This window comes from Rhizobium sp. ERR 1071 (assembly GCF_007828675.1).
Lineage (GTDB): Bacteria > Pseudomonadota > Alphaproteobacteria > Rhizobiales > Rhizobiaceae > Rhizobium > Rhizobium dioscoreae.
Window position 1 is genome coordinate 21,746 of sequence record NZ_VITM01000018.1, and the last position, 18,044, is coordinate 39,789.

Here is an 18,044-nt window from a genome sequence, read left to right on the forward strand (position 1 = left end):
ACAGTGCCTCCAATAAAGCGGACAACTGTCCCTTGATCGACGGGGTAATTCTAGGACAGTTTACCACCAATGCAAGCACGCATGCAGTGGTTTGGGAGTGAGCCATGACAAAGAGGACGGTGACGTCGCGCATAGAAAACATGCGCAATCTTTCCCCGGGGGAGCGACTGGCGCAAGTGGCAGCGGCCGCGTCACTGGATGAAGCCGCACGTGCCGTCCTCAGCTCGACAGATGCCTTGCCAGTCTCCCGAGCGAACGGGATGATCGAAAATGTCATCGGCACGTTCCAGCTGCCGCTCGGCATTGCGACGAACTTTACGATTAATGGCAAAGACTATCTTGTTCCCATGGCCGTGGAAGAGCCGTCTGTGGTCGCGGCGGCGTCCTATATGGCCCGTATCGTGCGCGGCTGCGGCGGCTTCCAGACGTCGTCCACCGCGCCAATCATGCGTGCCCAGGTTCAGGTGCTGGGCACGTCCGACCCGTTCGGCGCCCGCCTGGCAATCCTTGCGGCGCGTGACGAGATCATCGCGGTTGCCAACGGGAAGGACCCGGTCCTCGTTAAATTTGGCGGCGGATGCCGGGATATTGAAGTCCATGTCTTCCCCTCCACGACGCGCGGAACAATGGTCGTTCTGCATCTGCTTGTAGATGTTCGCGATGCCATGGGCGCCAACACCGTCAACACGATGGCCGAGGCCATCGCACCGATCGTTGAGCGGATCACCGGCGGCGAGGTCAGGCTTCGTATCCTTTCGAACCTTGCGGATCTACGCCTTGCCCGCGCGCGCATCGAGGTAACGGAAGAAGCGCTCGCAACAACGGAGTTCTCTGGCCAGCGGATCATGGAAGGCATAGTGGACGCCTACGAGTTTGCCGCTGTCGATCCCTATCGTGCAGCAACACACAACAAGGGCATCATGAACGGCATCGATCCGGTTGTTGTTGCAACCGGCAACGATTGGAGGGCGATCGAGGCCGGCGCTCATGCTTATGCCGCTCGTTCGGGCCGCTACACGTCGCTGACGACGTGGGAAATCAGCACCAAGGGCACCCTTGTCGGCACAGTCGAGATGCCGATGGCACTTGGTCTTGTTGGTGGAGCGACCAAAACGCACCCGGCGGCCCAGGCCGCATTACAGATCCTCAATGTCGCAACAGCTGTGGAACTTGCCGAAGTGACGGTCGCCGTCGGGCTCGCGCAGAATATGGCAGCGCTCAGGGCGCTTGCGACAGAGGGCATTCAGCGAGGGCACATGGCCCTGCATGCCAGAAATATCGCCATCGGTGCCGGCGCGGAAGGCGAAGAGATCGATGTGGTCGCAAGACGGCTTGCCGCAGATCACGACGTGCGTTCGGCCCGCGCTGAAGAGATTTTAGCTGAATTGCGCATTTAAGGAAGATCTGCGATCGGCGAAGGAGGAGCTTTGCCGGCGTCGCGCTGTTTGGGAGGAAACCATGACTGAATCTAAGGTTTTGCGGGCCACCGGCACGCAGGGCCAGCTTGCGGAGGTATGGGGTGATGTCGTCTCCCGTCCGCAACTCGGCAAGGCTATGATGATTGGCGCTGTAATGAGCGTCGCCGTATATTTCGTAGCACTCCAAATAATCGCGCCACTGGCTGCCACGCCGGCTGTTGGCAAGGCGCTTGCCATGCTTGCCGGTATTATCGGCTCCGTTGCCAGCGGTGCGGTGTGCGCCAGGATATACCCGCCCAAACGTGTGGTCTCGGAGCATGTGGCCGACGCCAGCGCGTGGCAGATGGAGGTGCTTGAACAGCTGGAACAGGAAGGCGGCCAGATCGGACGGCTGAGCGACCTACCTCCTGTCGTGGCAGAGGAGATGCGGCAGGTCGGTCTTTACGAGGTCTTCCAAAGCTACGAACAAGGCCGCAGCACCGGCCGCAAGGGGGAGTGACATGGACGGTCTGCTTTACGAAATTGTCCTCACGGTCAGCCTCGGCCTACTCGGCGCAATCCTGTTTTCGGCCGTTGGGCTGATCTCGGGAACCGACGAAACGACGACCATCGCTCCGGTAACGCTTCTGGTCGTCCTCCTCGGCGCCCCCCCGGCTGCGGTATTTACCTTTTGGATGTGCGCTGCCATTTCCAAACATATGACCCATGCTGTGCCAACGGCGCTGCTGGGTATTCCCGGAGATACGCTTGCACTGCCCCTCCTCCAGCAGGCAACAGCGCTTCGTAACCTGGGCGCGCCCCATGTGGCGTTGCGCAAGATGCTGGCCGGCTCGGTGATCTCGGCTTTCATCGCCGTGCCACTCGCAGTGCTGTTCGCGGTAATTCTCGCCCCCTTCGGGACCTACATCACTGCGTCGGCGCCGTGGCTGTTTATCGGCGCAGCTGTCATCATCGCCTATTTCTCCGCTGGCCGCTGGGCATCGATCGCCGCGCTCGTGCCCTTCACTTTAATGATCGTCGCTCTGCAGGGCTTCACCGCTGCTAACAACGTGAAGCTGGGTGTTAGTTACTTCCTCGGGATCGCCGTGGGCCCGCTTGTCGCTGAACTCTTCTCTGCAATGTCGCCGCTGGAAAAGAAGCGTATGAACCGCAGTGAGCTCCGTCAGACAACCCTGGCACCGGATGTCAAAAGCTGGGGCGGCTATTTCCCCAACCCCTTCCGGGTTCTCGATCGTAGCCAGGTCACGACAACAGCGGCTGCCGCGGCCGTCACCAGCGCGACGTTCGTGTTCAGCCCGGTTGCGGTCACGGTTATCGCTGGTGAAATCGTCGGGGCTCGCATCAAGCATGCCTATCATCGGCTTACCTCGGTTCTCGCCGTTCGCAATGGGGTGACAGAGTCGACTTATATCGCGGAAGCGCTCATCCCGTTGATCGCGTTTGGCCTGCCGCTTAGCCCGGTCGCCGCTGGCCCTGCTGCACCATTGTTCAACGCGCCGCCGCGCTTCACGGTCGATGCGGCAAGCGGCACGATCAACAACCTCCACACAATGATGTCGGTACCGGAATTCCTCATCTGGGGTCTGATTTCCGTCGTGATCGCCGCTGCCATCGCCTATCCGTTTGCCATGAACCATGCCCGCAGCGCCGCAGCGTTTGTGGCTAAATATATAAGCCATGAGGCGATCATCGCGACATTCGCCGGCTTGGTCCTGGTCATCGGCCTCTGGGAGGGTGGCATTCTGGCCATTCTGGTCATCCTGACAGTGGGTCTCGTCGGTGGCATTCTCTATCGCGTGTTGGGAATGAACACCGGCGTCCAGTTCATGGGCTACTACGCAGCGATCCTCAGTGTGCCGGCAATCATGAAGCTCCTGGGTTGATCACGGCCCGTGCTCTGTGAGCGACATTACCAATCGAGAGGAAAAGACGATGAACAAGCTGCTTTTGGTGATCGCGTTGATCTCGGGGTTGACTTCGATGAGCTTCATCGCGAAGGCCGCGGATGCCAACAGCGCGCTTCCCAGCCTCGAATTGCCGGAGAAGCTGAGAAGCGCGGTGCCTTTGCCAATCGCCGAAGCCGATCTGCCTTCCGTTGAGGCGCGAGAATATTTCAAGGTTTCCAAACAAGGTCTTCAACTTGAATGTCCGACTTTTGACGCGAACGGCGACCTGCTGTTTTGCGAAGTGTTTGGAGGGACCGTCTTTCGCCTGACGCGGGACAAACAGCTGTCCAGCCTTTTGCCCGATGCCACACTGCGTCCTGCCGGCCTCGCCGTTCACAAGCGGGGTCGCATCTACATGGCCGAACTCGGTGACTTTGTGTCCAGGGGGTCGGTGATAAGCATGGCGGCCGACGGTACTGACGTCCAGCCGATCGTGTCGAGGGATGCCGGTTTTCTGCCGGACGACCTCGTTTTCGACAAGGAAGGCGGCTTCTATTTCACTGACTTCAAGGGGGGATCAACTACACCGACCGGCGGTGTTTATTATATCGCGCCGAACGGTGGCAAGCCTGTGCCGGTAGTACCTAACCTTAGAATAGCAAACGGAGTTGGCCTCAGCCCAGACGGAAAGACACTTTGGGTGACCGAACTTGCTGGCGGTCAGTTGCACAAGGTATCGTTGTCGGATCCGACCACAATTGCGCCCTTCGGATCGTCAGTAGTTTACAGTTTCGTGGGCGGAGGCCCGGATTCGCTCCGGATCGATGCTGACGGCAACGTCTATGTCGCGATCTACGGTCAGGGCCGAATTATGGTATTCAATCCAGCCGGTTTTCCCATAGGCCAGTATCTTATTCCCGGTCGGGATCAGGGGCATAACTTGCGCTCCACATCGATGGTCATCCGTCCCGGCACCGATGAATTGCTAATCCTTACCAATGACTGGGATAAAGGCGAGGGATCGACGATTTTCGTGGCACGTGCACTGGCCCAAGGAGCGCCGTGAGTGTGTCTCCTTCGGTTGCGCACTCCGGCCCATCTCCGAACCCCAGCGCTGGCTCTCCTCTTCCGTGCAATAGCGGATTGAAGGATTAGGCATGTTTTCTGCCGGTTTTGGCATGGTATTCCGCCGAAGAGACGGCATTTTGATCGATGCGGCCATCGCAAAAATTCCAGGTGCCCGCACGAGAAAAAGTACGGTCACAAGGTCACTACATGGACTGGTCGCACGGCTATTTTACCGAACTGGGATACACTTTCGGATATTATCGGGAATTGAGCCCCGCGATGCTACGCCTTGCCTGCCTGTGCCGGGGCGTGGAGACCGGGTTTAAGGATGCTCCGACCTATCTGGAGCTCGGCTCCGGGCAGGGCGTGTCGATCAACATCCATGCGGCAGGCTCCACCGGGTCATACTGGGGATGCGACTTCAATCCCGCTCAAACTGTGGAAGCGCGCAAGCTCGCCGAAGCCTCCGGGGCCGACGTTCAGCTTTCCGACGATTCTTTTGAAGAGTTTGCGGCTCGAAGCGATCTTCCGCAGTTTGACATCATCGCGCTGCATGGTGTCTGGAGTTGGGTATCCGCGACGAACAGAGCGGTGATCAAACAGATTATTAGACAGCGACTTCGCCCGGGCGGCATCGTGTATGTGAGTTACAACTGTTTGCCCGGCTGGGCACCGATTGTTCCAATCCGACACCTGATGTCTTTGTATCAACGGCAAAGTGGAGACATATCCGGACTTAGCCAGGTCATTGAATCGGCGCTCCAGTTCGCCAAGGAAATCGCTGACGCGGGATCGTTGTTCTTCAGGCAGAACCCGTTTGCGGGGCATCATTTCGGCCAGCTTGCTCGACAGGATCCCAACTACATCGCCCACGAATATTTGAACGCCGATTGGCATGTCGATCATTTCTCAGATGTAGCTGAGAGCCTTGCCGAAGCAAAGCTGACATTTGTCGGTTCGGCTAGGCTGCTTGATGACATCGACACCTTGCAATTAAGCCCGGAAGGGCAAGCCCATATTGCCAAATTCAACAATCCCCTCATGCGCGAAACGGTGCGCGACCATTTGGTGAATCGCCGTTTCCGTAGCGATATTTTTGTGAAAGGTCCGCGAAAACTCTCCAACATCGAGCAGCGGGATGCGTGGAATTCGCAAGCCTTCGTGCTGTCGGTCCCAGCAGACGAGATCCCGAAAAAAATTCCATTGGGACGAGGAGAGGTTGAGCTGCCCGCAGAGCTGTATGATCCCGTTATCGAGGTATTGGCGGCCGATCTCGGTCAGGTTAAGCACGTGCGGGAGCTTGCGAGGCATCCGAAACTGAGTGGGATAGATTTTCGCCAACTTGTCGAGAGCCTTGTTGTGTTGACAGGCGCAGGCTTCCTTCAGCCTGCGCAGGAGCCGACAGATACAGCGCTTGATCAATGTCGCGCCCTCAACCGGCATATTGTGCAACGGGCTCGCGTGAGCACGGATCTCTGCCATCTTGCCTCGCCCGTGACCGGATGCGCGATCGGTGTGCCGCACATGATCCAGTTGTTCATCCAGGCGCTCGAAAATGGCTTCAAGAGTGGCGATGAGCTGGCGACATACGTTTGGACGTTCTTGGAAGAAGTTGGCGAACGCCTCGTGAAGCAGGGTAGGAAAATTGAATCTGATAGCGACAACATCGTCGAGCTGCGACAAATGGCGGAGCGGTTCCTGAAATTCGAACTACCAACATTGCGAAGCCTGCATATTATCGGGCCCGATTTCGACCGGCCTCACCCCACGGCGGCCAAAATGAATCCGGCGTCTTAAGCCTGGCGGATCAGGAATGCGTTAATCCCCCGCCCGGCGAGTTATGTGCCTTCTGACGGTTCATGTGGTTCCTAATCATTGCGTTCCATGATTACCGCTTGAGAAAATGCTCATGCGTGGATTTCGTGGGAAGATGGCAACGCGCGCTTTCAGGTCGCCGAATGTTGCTACGTGACGACAGATTTTTTGCTTTGAAATCTGGTAGCGCGGCCACATGGAGGCTGTCGTGTCGAACAGGATCGACGTTGCGCCTGAGCGGGGCCTTGCTCGGCGCCTGTCTGTTTCGATGTGCTCTCGACCCACAAAGCCGAGAGCAGTTATTGCCAATTGCAGGCTCCGAAAGGGTAGTCGGATGCGGTTCAGGCTCAGCTCGACCAGCTTGCAACTTTAGCTGCAAATTGGGTTACGCGGATCGAACGGTGCGGCTTGCATATTCGTTGTGGAGACGCTGTTGATTCAAAGCATCCTGTTTGGGCGCAACGCCAAAGGTTCTTGAATATTCACGGCTAAACTGCGACGCGCTCTCGTACCCGACCTTGTAAGCCGCTTCGGCAACATTGGCAGCCTGCGTAGCCATGAGGCGACGGGCTTCAAGCAAACGGAGTTGCTTCTGGAACTGAAGCGGTGTCATAGCCGTCAGCGCCTTAAAATGCTGATGGAAAGATGACGGACTCATTCGGGCAATACCAGCCAGTTCTTCCACCCGCAGCGTCTCTGCAAAATTGGCGTGCAGGACTGAGACGGCTCGAACGACGCGCTCAATATTAGATTCAGGCAAGGCTAGTTTGCATATTTCGCCGCCATGTGGACCACTCAGCAGCCAGTAGCAGATCTCTCGCACTATCGAGGGCGCCAGGATCGGAATTGCCTTTGGTGTAGCCAGCAACCGAACCATGCGGAGGATGCAATCTGCCAACGGTTGATCGACCTTCGCAACGAAGGCACACGGACCCGAGACTTCCGGCTGCGGGGGGAGCGCCTCCAACTGTTCGAGCACTTCCCGCACGGTCGCCACGTCAAAGTCGATCACCACGCCGACGTAAGGGGTTTCCTCACTTGCCGCGACGATCTGACCAGTCGCGGGGACGCCCACGCTAACGACCAGGCACTCCATGCTGCGGTAATTAAGACGCTCGTCGCCAAACTGCAACTCCTTCGCTCCCTCCAGCACCACGCATAGCGATGGCCGATAGATGTTCCGCATGGGCATCATCGACTGAAACGAGCGGACGATATTGAAGCCTTCTATGGCCGTTGGGAACAGGCCCTGCCCGCCACCCTGTTCTTCGATGTAAGCGTTGACGGCTGAGAGCAGGGGTATATTCAAGCGAGGCTCCGGTTGCTTCAGGGGCCACGGCAATACGTGGCTCCTCGCCGGCATTATTGCCTCTTCTGCAGGAATAGGCAAGTTTCTTGAAGGTTCGGGCATTCTGGTCATTGGTCACTCCATCTAGCTTAAGGGTGCAACCAAGCGAGGAGTGACCTCAAGATGACAGAAATTGTCGCCCGGTCAATAGACCCTTCACAGACACGAGCACAGCCTGCTGCCACGACCTGGGAGTACGTTAAAGGCGCGCGAATGGCCGCCATCTGCGTCGTCCTTCTGCTCATCAACGCGTTCTCTCAGATCGATCGAATATTGCCATTCATTTTGGCAGAAAAGATCAAAGCGGATCTGGACTTGACTGACACCGAGATGGGCCTGCTCACCGGCCTTGCCTTTGCCGTCGTCTATGCACTTCTCTCATTACCGCTCGCCCGAGCAGCCGATCGCGGCTCCCCCCGGCTCGTACTTGTTTCTTGCATCCTGATCTGGAGCGTCATGACTACACTCGGCGGGTTCGCTGCCAGTTTTATATTCCTGGCGCTCACTAGGCTCGGCGTTGCGTTTGGGGAAGCCGGCGCGGTCCCGGCCGGCCATGCTCTTATCGTCCGCAAAGTCATGCCTGAGCGGCGGGGACTCGCAATCGGTCTCTTCGCAATGGGCATTCCACTTGGCACGATGGTGGGGTTTGCCGCAGGCGGCGCAGTTGCAGACGTCTTCGGCTGGCGCGTTGTTTTGATGGGTGCCGGAGCCATCGGTGTCCTGATCGGGCTGTTGACCATCCTTGTGGCGGGCCCCACTCCTTCGCTTCCAGCCACAGCCTCCCGCGACGAACCCTTCCTGCGTACCAGCCTTGATCTGTTGTCCTCCCCGGCCTTCCGCTGGTTGTTCGCAGGCGCCGTTTTTCTGGGCTTCGCAGGCGCACCTTTTTATGCCTTTTCGATTCCTTTTCTGATCCGCACTCATGGTTTTACCGCGACAGAAGTCGGCGTTTCGTTTGGCATGTTGCAGGGGTTGATGGGGATCATCGGGACATTGGGCGGCGGACGCTGGTTTGACCACGCTGTTCGTTCAGGTACCGGCAAGGTGCTTGGCCCGCCGGCTATTCTGTTCCTGATCGCGAGTACGACGACAACGGCGGCGCTATTTGCCCCGAATGGCTGGATGTCCATTGCGCTCTTCGTCCCCGGAATGCTGTCTTTCTCGTTCATGCTGCCCTGGGGTTTTGGTGCCGCGCATCTGATCGCCGGTCCGGGGCGTCAGGCACAGGCGACCAGCCTCGTCATGATCGCATCCGGCCTTGCCGGACCTGCACTTGGCCCCCTGATCGTCGGAGTCGTCAGTGATGCGGCGACGGCAGCCGAGATCCCGAACGGGCTCGGGCTCGGTTTGCTAATCGTGCCGCTGGCGAGCGCTCTCGCGGGCATCGTCTACCTGATCACAAATCAACGCATCGCGACTTTCCTTCGGCGGCGCTGACTAAACCACCAGTCACCCAAGCTGATCGCAAGAAACACACGGAACCTGATCATGAAGTACAACACACTGGGAAACACAGGCCTCTTCGTCTCCGAGCTCTGCCTGGGCACGATGACGTTCGGCGGCCAAGGGGTCTGGGCCAATATGGGCAACGTTCAGCAGGACGACGCTCAGGCTTTGATCGCTCGAGCACTCGAGCACGGGATCAACTTCATCGATACCGCGGACATCTATTCAAGTGGCACGTCGGAAGAGATGGTCGGGAAGGCGCTCAAAAATCTCGCTGTTCGGCGAGAAGACGTGGTCATCGCGACCAAAGTCTGCGGTCCAATGGGCCCGGGGCCCAACGAGGCGGGGAACTCGCGAGGCCATATCATCGACAGCGTCAAAGCAAGTCTGAGACGGCTGCAGGTCGATCACATCGATCTCTATCAGCTTCATAATATCGATACCGTTACGCCGATCGAGGAAAGCCTTTCCGCACTGGATACGCTCGTCCAGCAGGGTCTGGTTCGTTACGTCGGTGTGTCGAACTGGTCAGCCTGGCAGATGGCGCGAGCCCTTGGCCACAGCGAACGCCTCCATATCTCGAAGATCGCCACCACGCAGAACTATTACACGCTTGCAGGCCGCGATATCGAGCGGGAAATTGTGCCATTCGTCAACGCCGAGAAACTTGGTCTTCTGGTTTGGAGTCCGCTTGCAGGCGGGCTGCTCAGCGGCAAGTTCGGCCGCGACAAGCAGGGCGAGGAAGGCAGCCGCCGGACCACGTTCGACTTTCCGCCGGTCGCCATGGATCGAGCCTATGATGTGATCGATGTGATGGAACGCATCGGCGCCGACAAAGGTGTCAGCGTCGCGCGAATTGCTCTGGCATGGTTGCTGCATCAGCCGCACGTCACAAGCGTTGTCGTCGGCGCCAAAACGGTCGCGCAGCTCGACGACAGCGTCGGGGCGTCAGAGATCACGCTTAGTGCCGATGAGGTTGCCGAGCTGGAAGCTATCAGCAGAATCGCGCCCGAATATCCTGCATGGATGCAACGAACGCGTGAGGTCGCGGTAAGGCCGCCGCTCGCGAACGCATAGGCTCGGAACCCGGAACCGCCCCGTTCTGGATCCGTGAACGGTCGCTTTACCTCAGGGCGACCGTCTGTCCGCCGAAGGCGTGCCCCCGAACTATGCGTCTTCGGCGGACGATCTTGCCCCAGCAGAAACAAAAGGAACTGACGATGTCGAAATCGTGGACACTTGACGATATGCCCTCCCAGAAGGGCCGGACGATCCTGATCACCGGGACTGGTGGTCTGGGCTTCGAAGATGCACTTGCGTTGGCTCGCGCCGGTGGCGACGTGATTATCGCAGGGCGCAATCCGGCAAAGGGCGCGGAAGCCGTCCGGCGCATCAAGGAACAGGCGCCGCAGGCATCGGTCACGCTGGAAATCGTCGACCTCGCTAGCCTCGCATCGATCGAGGCACTCGGCAAAAGACTGAAAGAAACGCGCGACCATATCGACGTGCTCATCAACAACGCCGGCGTCATGACGCCGCCGACGCGTCAGACGACCAAGGACGGTTTCGAACTGCAGTTCGGCACCAACTACCTCGGCCACTTCGCCCTGACCGGTCACCTGCTGCCGCTGCTCATGCGAGCACAAGCTCCACGCGTCGTCACGCTTTCCAGCATTGCTGTTAGAAGCGCAAGTGCTGCAATCAATTTCAACGACCTGCAAGCGGAGCGTGGCTATAAGCCGATGCCTTTCTACACTCAGTCGAAGCTGGCCTGCCTGATGTTTGCGTTCGAACTGCAACGGCGCAGCGAAGAAGCGAGCTGGGGTGTTACCAGTATCGCGGCGCATCCAGGAATATCGCGCACCGATCTACTACACAACGGACCGGGTCGCCGCAGCGGTCAGGGGCTTCTTCGGTCGTTGATGTGGTTCCTGTTCCAGCCTGTTGCACAAGGCGCGTTGCCGACGTTGTTTGCGGCGACATCTCCGAAGGCCAAAGGCGGTGGCTACTACGGGCCAGATAGATTGGGCGAAACGCGCGGACACCCGACGGAAGCACAAATCCCGCGCCAGGCGCTGGAAAAACATGTCGCGCACAAGCTCTGGGAAATGTCGGAGAAACTGACCGGGATTTCGTTCAACGCGCAGGCTCCCACCCTGGAGCTCTCAAGCCTGAGCGCGACAACGATTGCGCGGGAGGGCTGAGAGATGGACCCGCTCGGACATCTGGTCGACTGGATTGCGATATACGGCATATTTGGTCTGTTCGCGATCGGGCTTGCGGAGCGTTTCTTACCCGCCCTGCCCTCTTATGGGGTTCTTGTCGCTATTGGCATTGCGGCCAACGATGAGGCCTGGTCGCTCCACACGGCCGTCTTGGGGACGACGGTTGGCAGCGCGCTCGGAGCTTTCGGCCTCTATCTTCTCGTCAGCGCGGTCGGACAAAAGCGGACGTCAGCGCTTCTTTACTCTGTTGGCGGATGGGTTGGCTTATCGCGACCCCGTATCGACTGGACCCTGTCCGCCCTGCGCGATCGTGAGCGCGCGCTCACGATCCTGTCGCAGCTTATTCCGACCGTTCGGTTGATCTCGCCTGTCGCAGCGGGGCTCTTAGGGACAAGCGCGCTGCGGTTTGTCGCCGGCGTTTCAGTGGGCATTGTCCTGTGGAACGGGCTGTTTATTGCCGCCGGTTACCTCGCGGTACTGGCGATCCCCGGCATCAATTCGTCTGCGCTCGCGCTGAAAATACTGATCCTGCTTGTTGCCGCGGAACTTCTCATCGCCTTGGGATGGCGTCTTCAGCGGCGATATTGGACGCGCCCGGATCTTGGAGCAAGCAAGCGATGAAGAATAGAGCTTCCGATGCATTCTTGTTTTTTCGCGCTTGGCTTTCCGCTCCACTTCGGGTCGCCTCGGTTACCCCATCAGGTCGCGCCCTGTCGTCACTCATGACCGCCGAAATATCCGCGCAGACGGGCACAGTCATCGAGCTGGGTCCCGGAACCGGCGTTTTTACGGAGGCATTGCTGCAGCGAGGTGTCGCTGAAGAAAATCTCGTGCTGGTCGAGTATGGTTCAGAGTTTGCGAACCAACTTAGCGATCGCTTCCCAACCGCAAAAACCCTCCAGATGGATGCGGCCCAGCTGAGCAAGTTGTCGCTTCATGCCTCAGCGCCTGTGGGTGCTGTCGTCAGTGGCCTTCCTCTTCTATCGATGCCATTACGCAAAGTGCATGCTATCTTGGAAGGTGCATTCTCGCATCTTCGCCCGGGTGGAGCATTCTACCAATTCACTTACGGCCCGAAATGCCCGATCGCCAGGCCGCTGCTCGATCGTCTAGGCCTTAAGGCGACGTATGTCGGCTGGACCCTAGCCAATATTCCACCTGCAGCCGTCTACCGTATAAGCCGACGAAGGCCGCGGATGGTGCTCGAAAGGACGCGTCGGCATCTGCTATCTGATGGAAAGCAAATCCATCTTAATGAGCAACATCGCGATCAGGATCGTTCTTCCAATTCGGGTTAAGACAGTCGGTCCTCGGACATTCGACCATGCTCGGACGCTCCATCGCGGCGTGACAAAGCTTAAAGTTTGAGAACCGCAAATGCATCAAGCATTTTCCCTCGTTCTGCTTGCCGCAGTCTCGTCGGTCTGTCTTTCGCTATTGTTCTTCCATGCATTCACAAGGGTGCCATCATGGCCACTGGCGAAATCTGAAGCCGCCGACGTGGTTGCCCTGTTACGCGACGCGGGCCTTTCCGACCAGGCCGTAATTTATGATCTTGGTTGTGGATGGGGCTCGCTTCTGATTGCGCTCAACAAGGCTTTTCCCGGCGCTCATATCAAAGGGGTGGAGATCTCCCCTTTTCCGTGCTTCGTGGCTTGGGTCCGCACCAGAAACATTCCCAACGTCTCGGTCATCAGAAGCAACTTCTACGCTTGCGATCTCGCCGATGCTGATGCAGTGACGTGCTATCTCATGCCCAGCGCGATGCCTAAATTATCGAAATTCCTGGATAAGACCGTACGTTCGGGCACCGCCGTCGTCACGGTCACGTTCTGGTTCCGAGGCCGGTCGCCCAAGACGACAAAGGACGGCCCTGGCCTGCGCGGTGCTGTGGCCATGTACGACTGGCCGGCGACAGCGGAAAATTCATCGAGACCTGGCGACTCTCTGGGCGCATAAGCCTCGGAGGATCAGGCAGATAATTTGAAACTTTAGACATTCTACAGCGGAAGACCTCACCGTAACTTTTCTCCACCAAGGAAAGGAAGCGATATGATGAAATCCCGTCTCAAGAAGTTCTCACTGGCGGTCATGGTTACGGCAGCAGTGATCGGATTACAGATCACAACGGCTCTCGCTCAAGCTTCGTCGCCAAGCGAGATCGAGGGCGTTTGGGAAACAGAGGAAGGCAACTTCAAGTTCGAAGTATTCGACGCCGGTGGCAGCTTTGCCGCCCGTGTCATTTATGGCGATCGGCTCATGGAAGCGGACGGTAAGACCTTCAAGAAGGACATCCATAATCCTGACCCGAAGCTACGAGGCCGCTCACTTCAGGGGATCACTTTCCTCACCGATCTGAAATGGGATCCACAGGATCGCCGTTGGGAAGACGGGAAATTCTACGATGGATCGTCCGGGCGCACCTATTCAGGGCAGGCAACGATACAAGATGGTGCGCTCGAACTGAGAGGCTATGCGGGGATCCCACTCCTCGGGCGGACTATGGTTCTGTATCGCTCCCAATGACGGCGTTTTCCGGAAGCAGCCGCCGTTTTCACAGTCTGGCTGCCAGCTGGAGTGCGGGATTGCTTGCGGCGGTGAGTTGGCTGAGCGGCATTATATTCGCCGGCTACATCATTGCCTTTTTCGGCGGTAGCCTCGTTGGCGGTGAGGCCTATCGGTGGAATGAGGCGTTGCCCGACTTATACGATCCGTCCTCGCGACTGTCGACAAGCGCTATCGGCGCGCATTTCCTCGCTGGCAGTATCCTTGTTCTGCTGGGCCCGGTCCAGCTAATCGGCAGGCTGCGGCGAAGGATCCCGTGGCTGCACAGATGGCTCGGACGGATCTATGTCGCCTCGGCCGCAGCCGCTGGTGTGGGAGGTTTGGCTTTCATCGTCGGACAAGGCACCGTCGGCGGCACTTTGATGGATATCGGGTTTGGGCTTTACGGTGTCCTCATGGTGCTGAGTGCAGCCATGTCTTATCTCTACGCACGATCGCGCCAGTACGAACTGCACCGTGCCTGGGCGATCCGGTTGTTTGCTCTGACGATTGGCTCGTGGCTCTATCGAATCGAGTATGGCGCCTGGTTTCTGCTATCGCGATTCTTCGGTTCGCTGACGGAGTGGAACGACTGGTTTGACGCGGTCATGGTTTTCTTTTTCTACGTCCCGAACATGATTGTCGCAGAATTCGTCATCCGTGCCGGCCAGCAAAATCGTACCGCGAGTGCCGACCTCTTAGCGTGCGCCCTGTTCGTGGCCGCAAGCGCTTTCATCGCCTTCATCACGTTGATGTTCACCGCTCACACGTGGGGTCCCAAAATCGTGAGTGGCCTCACACTGCAGTCGCAGAGAGGATCAGGCATGTTTTTTGTCGGATCGGGCATATCCGATCACGGTCGCACGATCCTAAACTCGCCGCTGTCAAAGGGATTTAGTCCATGTCTTTTACGCTTTCGGTCAATGGCCGAACCCATGACGTCGACGAAGATGGCGAAACCCCGCTTCTGTGGGTGCTTCGCGATCATCTGTCGCTGACCGGCACCAAATACGGCTGCGGCGCAGCCCAGTGCGGCGCCTGCACCGTCCATCTCGACGGGAGGCCGGCTCGATCCTGCTCGGTTTCATTACGATCGGCCGTTTCGGCTCAGATCTCCACAATCGAAGGCATGAACGGCGCTGAAGCAGCAGCTCTCCGGGATGCCTGGGTTGAGCGCGATGTACCGCAATGTGGGTTTTGTCAGTCCGGTCAGATCATGAGCGCGATTGCACTGCTGCGAGTGAACAAGCAGCCTACGGATGAGGATATCGATATCGCGATGAGCGGTAACCTCTGTCGCTGCGCCACCTACACTCGGATTCGCGCGGCGATCCATGATGCAGCAGCAAAGCTGGCTACCGCACCATGACGGGTCCCACAGCCACAAAAGGACGATGGCGTCGCCGGCTAAAGCTCGCGTTTGCTACGGTATTCGGGGTGATCGTCGTTGCGGCGGCCGTGGGCCTTGTCTACACCCTTTACCCGCGCACCATGCCACAAACACAATCGATCGAGGCCAGACTGCCGCCTGTCGAACTCGAGCGTTTGCGGCAAGTGTCAGATTTCAATGAGATTACGGACCCGACCGCGCGGTCTGTCGCGCTGTTCGAAGAAGCCGGCCGTGTGATCGAGCATCCGCGCTGCATGAACTGTCATCCGCGCACGGATCGTCCCACCCAGACGGAGGCGATGCGCCCGCATACGCCCTGGGTTACACGTGATGCCGACGGCGGCGGAGCCCCGACACTTCGTTGCTCAACCTGCCATCAGGCCGAAAATTTCGAGGCGTCCGGTGTGCCGGGAAACCCCAAGTGGAGGCTCGCGCCGATCGAGATGGCCTGGCAGGGCAAGACGCTCGGCGACATCTGCAGGCAGCTCCTGGATCCGGCGCGTTCGCATATGACACGTGATGAACTGCTTCATCACATGGCGCAGGATGAACTGGTGGGGTGGGCCTGGCATCCGGGTGCAAACCGCAAGCCCGCCCCCGGCACCCAAGAGGCCTTCGGGTCATTGGTCAAGGCTTGGCTCGATACGGGCGCCGCGTGCCCACAGTGAGTAGGCGCAAGTGAGAGCAAGGATGGTAACAGGAGAATGTCCGTGACCGACGCCTCAGACAGAAAGCCACGATTTCGGATGACCCGTCGACGCCTGATTTTGGGTGGATCTCTGATCGGCGGCGCTCTCGTGGTCGGCTACGCCGCAACCAATCCGATGCAGGCTATCGGCGCCATCCTGCAAGGTGGCGGCGGTGACCCGGAGCCGAGCGCTTTCGGACCATTCATCCGCATCTCCGATGACGGCTGGGTGACGATCGTTAACAAACAGCAGGAATTGGGACAGGGCATTCACGCTGGACTCGCCGCGATCGTCACGGAAGAACTCGACGCGGATTGGAACAAGGTGCGCGTCGTCGACGCGCACAGCAATTTCCGCGCCTACGGCGTGCAAATGACAGCAGGTTCAAATTCGATCGCCTCGAACTGGGATCTGATGCGCAACGCAGGCGCTGCTGCACGCGCTATGTTCGTAGCCGCGGCAGCCGCTCGCTGGGGCGTGCGAGACAGTGGTATTGTGGTCCGCGACGGTATCCTATCCCATCCCGGCTCCAACCGAAGCGCGACCTTCGTCGAGCTCCTGGCCGACGCCGCCCGGCAAACCCCACCCGAGACGCCGATCCTGAAACGCCGAGAAGACTACCGGTTAATCGGCACGGAGCGCGTGCGGCGAAAAGACAGCCTGCCGAAGAGCACAGGTGCCCAGGTCTACACACAGGATATCCAGCGTCCGGACTTACTGGTCGCAATGGTCGCTCATAGTCCCCGCTTCGGCGGAAAGCTTTTGCGCTTCGACGCATCCGACGCGCTGAAAGTAAAGGGCGTCACGCATGTCTTCGCCATCGAGACGGGGGTCGCGGTCCTTGCTGAGACGACGTTTGCCGCCAAGCGAGGGCGTGACGCACTGCGTATCGAATGGGACGATAGCGAAGCCGAGATGCGTTCGTCTTCCGATCTTGTGGCGTACTTCCGCGATATCGCTGCCGAGCGCACCGATGTGGAGCCCGGCAGTTTTCAATCGACGGGTCCGTCGCCGGAGGCGCCTTTCGACGGCGATGTCATGGAGTTTGCATTCGATTTTCCCTATCTGGCCCATGCCCCGATGGAAACGCTCGATTGTGTGGCCAAGGTCGATGGCTGGGATGTTACAATCACATCGGGCGCTCATCTTGTCACAGTCGATCAGGTTCAAGCGGCACTGGCTGCTCGGACCGTTCCGGGCCGGGTCGACATCGAGGTGATCCCTGCCGGCGGCTCGTTCGGCCGCCGCGGTGGCATGAGCTCCGACTATGTCGTCGAGTGTGTGCGGATCGCAAAGCGGGTCGAGGGCCGTCCGGTCAAGCTGATCTGGAGCCGCGAGGACGACATGAGGTTGGGCTACTTCCGGCCGATGTCGCATCATCGGATATGGGTGCAGGTCGGCGCGGACGGTTTCCCGGAGCGTTGGCGCGTCCATTCGGTCTGCCAGAACTTGCTTCCCCTTGCCCCGAATTTTACGGCGACCGAGGGTATCGCGGAGTCGCCCAATCTATCCACCGCGATAACTGTCGATGGCAAGGTTTTCACGCCATCTTTTCCAGTCACTGTTGGGTTTTGGCGCTCCGTCGGCAATTCGCACACGGCGATGGTGATGGAGCATATCGTCGATCAGCTGGCACGCCGGGCCGCCCAGGATCCGGCATCCTATCGTCGCTTCCTCTATCAGAAGGCCGGCGACGCGCGCCGGCTGGCGGTACTTGAGGAGCTTTGTGCCAGGGCAGGCTGGGATACTCCACTCGAAGCGGGCTGGGCTCGGGGCATGGCGGTCCACCAGGCGTTCGGAACGATTGTTGGCCAGGTTGCTGAAGTTCGGCTGCTTGATGGCCGGCCGATCGTGCGTCGTGTTGTGGCCGTCGTCGATTGTGGCATCGCGGTTGCGCCGGACCAAATTGCGGCTCAGATGGAAGGAGGTATCGGTTTTGGTCTGTCCGCCGCCTTATACGGCGCGATCACGCTCAAGGATGGACTTGTGCAACAGACGAACTTTGACCGATATCCAGTCTTGCGCATGAACGAAATGCCTGCCGTCGAAACCTACATCATCGCGTCTGATAACAAGCCGACCGGTATGGGTGAGCCCGGAGTGGCGCCGATCGCGCCAGCGGTGGCGAATGCCATGCTCGCCTTGTCTGGCACGCCGACGCAGAGTTTGCCATTCCTCAATGGCGCAATGAATGCCGGCTTTTCGATTTCCTAAA

The 18,044-nt window shown here is 58.7% G+C and carries 17 protein-coding genes; 16 read left to right on the top strand and 1 reads right to left on the bottom strand.

The features are described 5' to 3' along the window. Positions 1-104 precede the first annotated feature (104 nt). The 5 genes from FBZ99_RS31100 to FBZ99_RS31120 all read left to right on the top strand — a co-directional run bounded on the left by FBZ99_RS31100 (position 105) and on the right by FBZ99_RS31120 (position 6,169). On the top strand, positions 105-1,397 hold the full coding sequence (locus tag FBZ99_RS31100; RefSeq protein ID WP_145636790.1) for a hydroxymethylglutaryl-CoA reductase, degradative: 1,293 nt from the start codon (positions 105-107) through the stop codon (positions 1,395-1,397). A gap of 61 nt (positions 1,398-1,458) precedes the next feature. Beyond that, positions 1,459-1,917: a hypothetical protein gene (locus FBZ99_RS31105; protein ID WP_145636793.1), complete on the top strand. Its 459-nt coding sequence runs from the start codon at positions 1,459-1,461 to the stop codon at positions 1,915-1,917. 1 nt (position 1,918) lies between these two features. Continuing rightward, the gene (locus FBZ99_RS31110) at positions 1,919-3,301 is read left to right on the top strand and encodes a tripartite tricarboxylate transporter permease (protein WP_145636796.1); all 1,383 of its coding nucleotides are present in this window, start codon (positions 1,919-1,921) and stop codon (positions 3,299-3,301) included. Between the two features lie 49 nt (positions 3,302-3,350). After that, the gene (locus tag FBZ99_RS31115; protein ID WP_145636799.1) at positions 3,351-4,370 is read left to right on the top strand and encodes an SMP-30/gluconolactonase/LRE family protein; all 1,020 of its coding nucleotides are present in this window, start codon (positions 3,351-3,353) and stop codon (positions 4,368-4,370) included. A gap of 209 nt (positions 4,371-4,579) precedes the next feature. Next, entirely contained in the window at positions 4,580-6,169 is a 1,590-nt protein-coding gene (locus FBZ99_RS31120; RefSeq protein ID WP_145636802.1) for a class I SAM-dependent methyltransferase, read from the top strand. A 403-nt stretch (positions 6,170-6,572) separates the two neighbouring features. On the opposite strand, the gene FBZ99_RS31125 is transcribed toward FBZ99_RS31120, so the two are convergent. Next, a complete protein-coding gene (locus tag FBZ99_RS31125; protein ID WP_145636805.1) occupies positions 6,573-7,496 on the bottom strand; it encodes an AraC family transcriptional regulator in 924 nt (307 codons plus the stop codon). Between the two features lie 162 nt (positions 7,497-7,658). On the opposite strand from FBZ99_RS31125, the gene FBZ99_RS31130 reads away from it, so the two are divergent. The 11 genes from FBZ99_RS31130 (at position 7,659) to FBZ99_RS31180 (ending at position 18,043) form a co-directional block, all read left to right on the top strand. Next, a complete protein-coding gene (locus FBZ99_RS31130; RefSeq protein WP_145636808.1) occupies positions 7,659-8,972 on the top strand; it encodes an MFS transporter in 1,314 nt (437 codons plus the stop codon). A 51-nt stretch (positions 8,973-9,023) separates the two neighbouring features. Next, positions 9,024-10,058: an aldo/keto reductase gene (locus FBZ99_RS31135; RefSeq protein ID WP_145636811.1), complete on the top strand. Its 1,035-nt coding sequence runs from the start codon at positions 9,024-9,026 to the stop codon at positions 10,056-10,058. 143 nt (positions 10,059-10,201) lie between these two features. Then, the gene (locus FBZ99_RS31140; RefSeq protein WP_145636814.1) at positions 10,202-11,185 is read left to right on the top strand and encodes an SDR family oxidoreductase; all 984 of its coding nucleotides are present in this window, start codon (positions 10,202-10,204) and stop codon (positions 11,183-11,185) included. A gap of 3 nt (positions 11,186-11,188) precedes the next feature. Continuing rightward, positions 11,189-11,827 carry a DedA family protein gene (locus FBZ99_RS31145; protein ID WP_145636817.1) on the top strand — a complete coding sequence of 213 codons (639 nt, stop codon included), beginning with the start codon at positions 11,189-11,191 and terminating at the stop codon, positions 11,825-11,827. Next, complete coding sequence (locus tag FBZ99_RS31150; protein WP_145636820.1) at positions 11,824-12,504, top strand: class I SAM-dependent methyltransferase; 681 nt, start codon at positions 11,824-11,826, stop codon at positions 12,502-12,504. Before FBZ99_RS31145 ends, FBZ99_RS31150 begins: the two co-directional genes overlap by 4 nt. 79 nt (positions 12,505-12,583) lie before the next feature. Beyond that, positions 12,584-13,165: a class I SAM-dependent methyltransferase gene (locus tag FBZ99_RS31155; RefSeq protein ID WP_145636822.1), complete on the top strand. Its 582-nt coding sequence runs from the start codon at positions 12,584-12,586 to the stop codon at positions 13,163-13,165. Positions 13,166-13,258: 93 nt separating this feature from the next. Then, positions 13,259-13,732, top strand: coding sequence for a DUF2147 domain-containing protein (locus tag FBZ99_RS31160; RefSeq protein WP_145636825.1), 474 nt, complete (start codon positions 13,259-13,261; stop codon positions 13,730-13,732). Then, complete coding sequence (locus tag FBZ99_RS31165; protein WP_145636828.1) at positions 13,729-14,748, top strand: DUF2306 domain-containing protein; 1,020 nt, start codon at positions 13,729-13,731, stop codon at positions 14,746-14,748. Before FBZ99_RS31160 ends, FBZ99_RS31165 begins: the two co-directional genes overlap by 4 nt. Then, positions 14,652-15,119 (top strand): (2Fe-2S)-binding protein, encoded by a 468-nt coding sequence (locus FBZ99_RS31170; RefSeq protein WP_145636831.1) that lies wholly within the window; start codon positions 14,652-14,654, stop codon positions 15,117-15,119. The genes FBZ99_RS31165 and FBZ99_RS31170 overlap by 97 nt, the downstream gene beginning before the upstream one ends. After that, entirely contained in the window at positions 15,116-15,808 is a 693-nt protein-coding gene (locus FBZ99_RS31175) for an Isoquinoline 1-oxidoreductase subunit (RefSeq protein ID WP_145636833.1), read from the top strand. The genes FBZ99_RS31170 and FBZ99_RS31175 overlap by 4 nt, the downstream gene beginning before the upstream one ends. Positions 15,809-15,886: 78 nt before the next feature. Continuing rightward, entirely contained in the window at positions 15,887-18,043 is a 2,157-nt protein-coding gene (locus tag FBZ99_RS31180) for a xanthine dehydrogenase family protein molybdopterin-binding subunit (protein WP_246661238.1), read from the top strand. Position 18,044 lies beyond the last annotated feature (1 nt).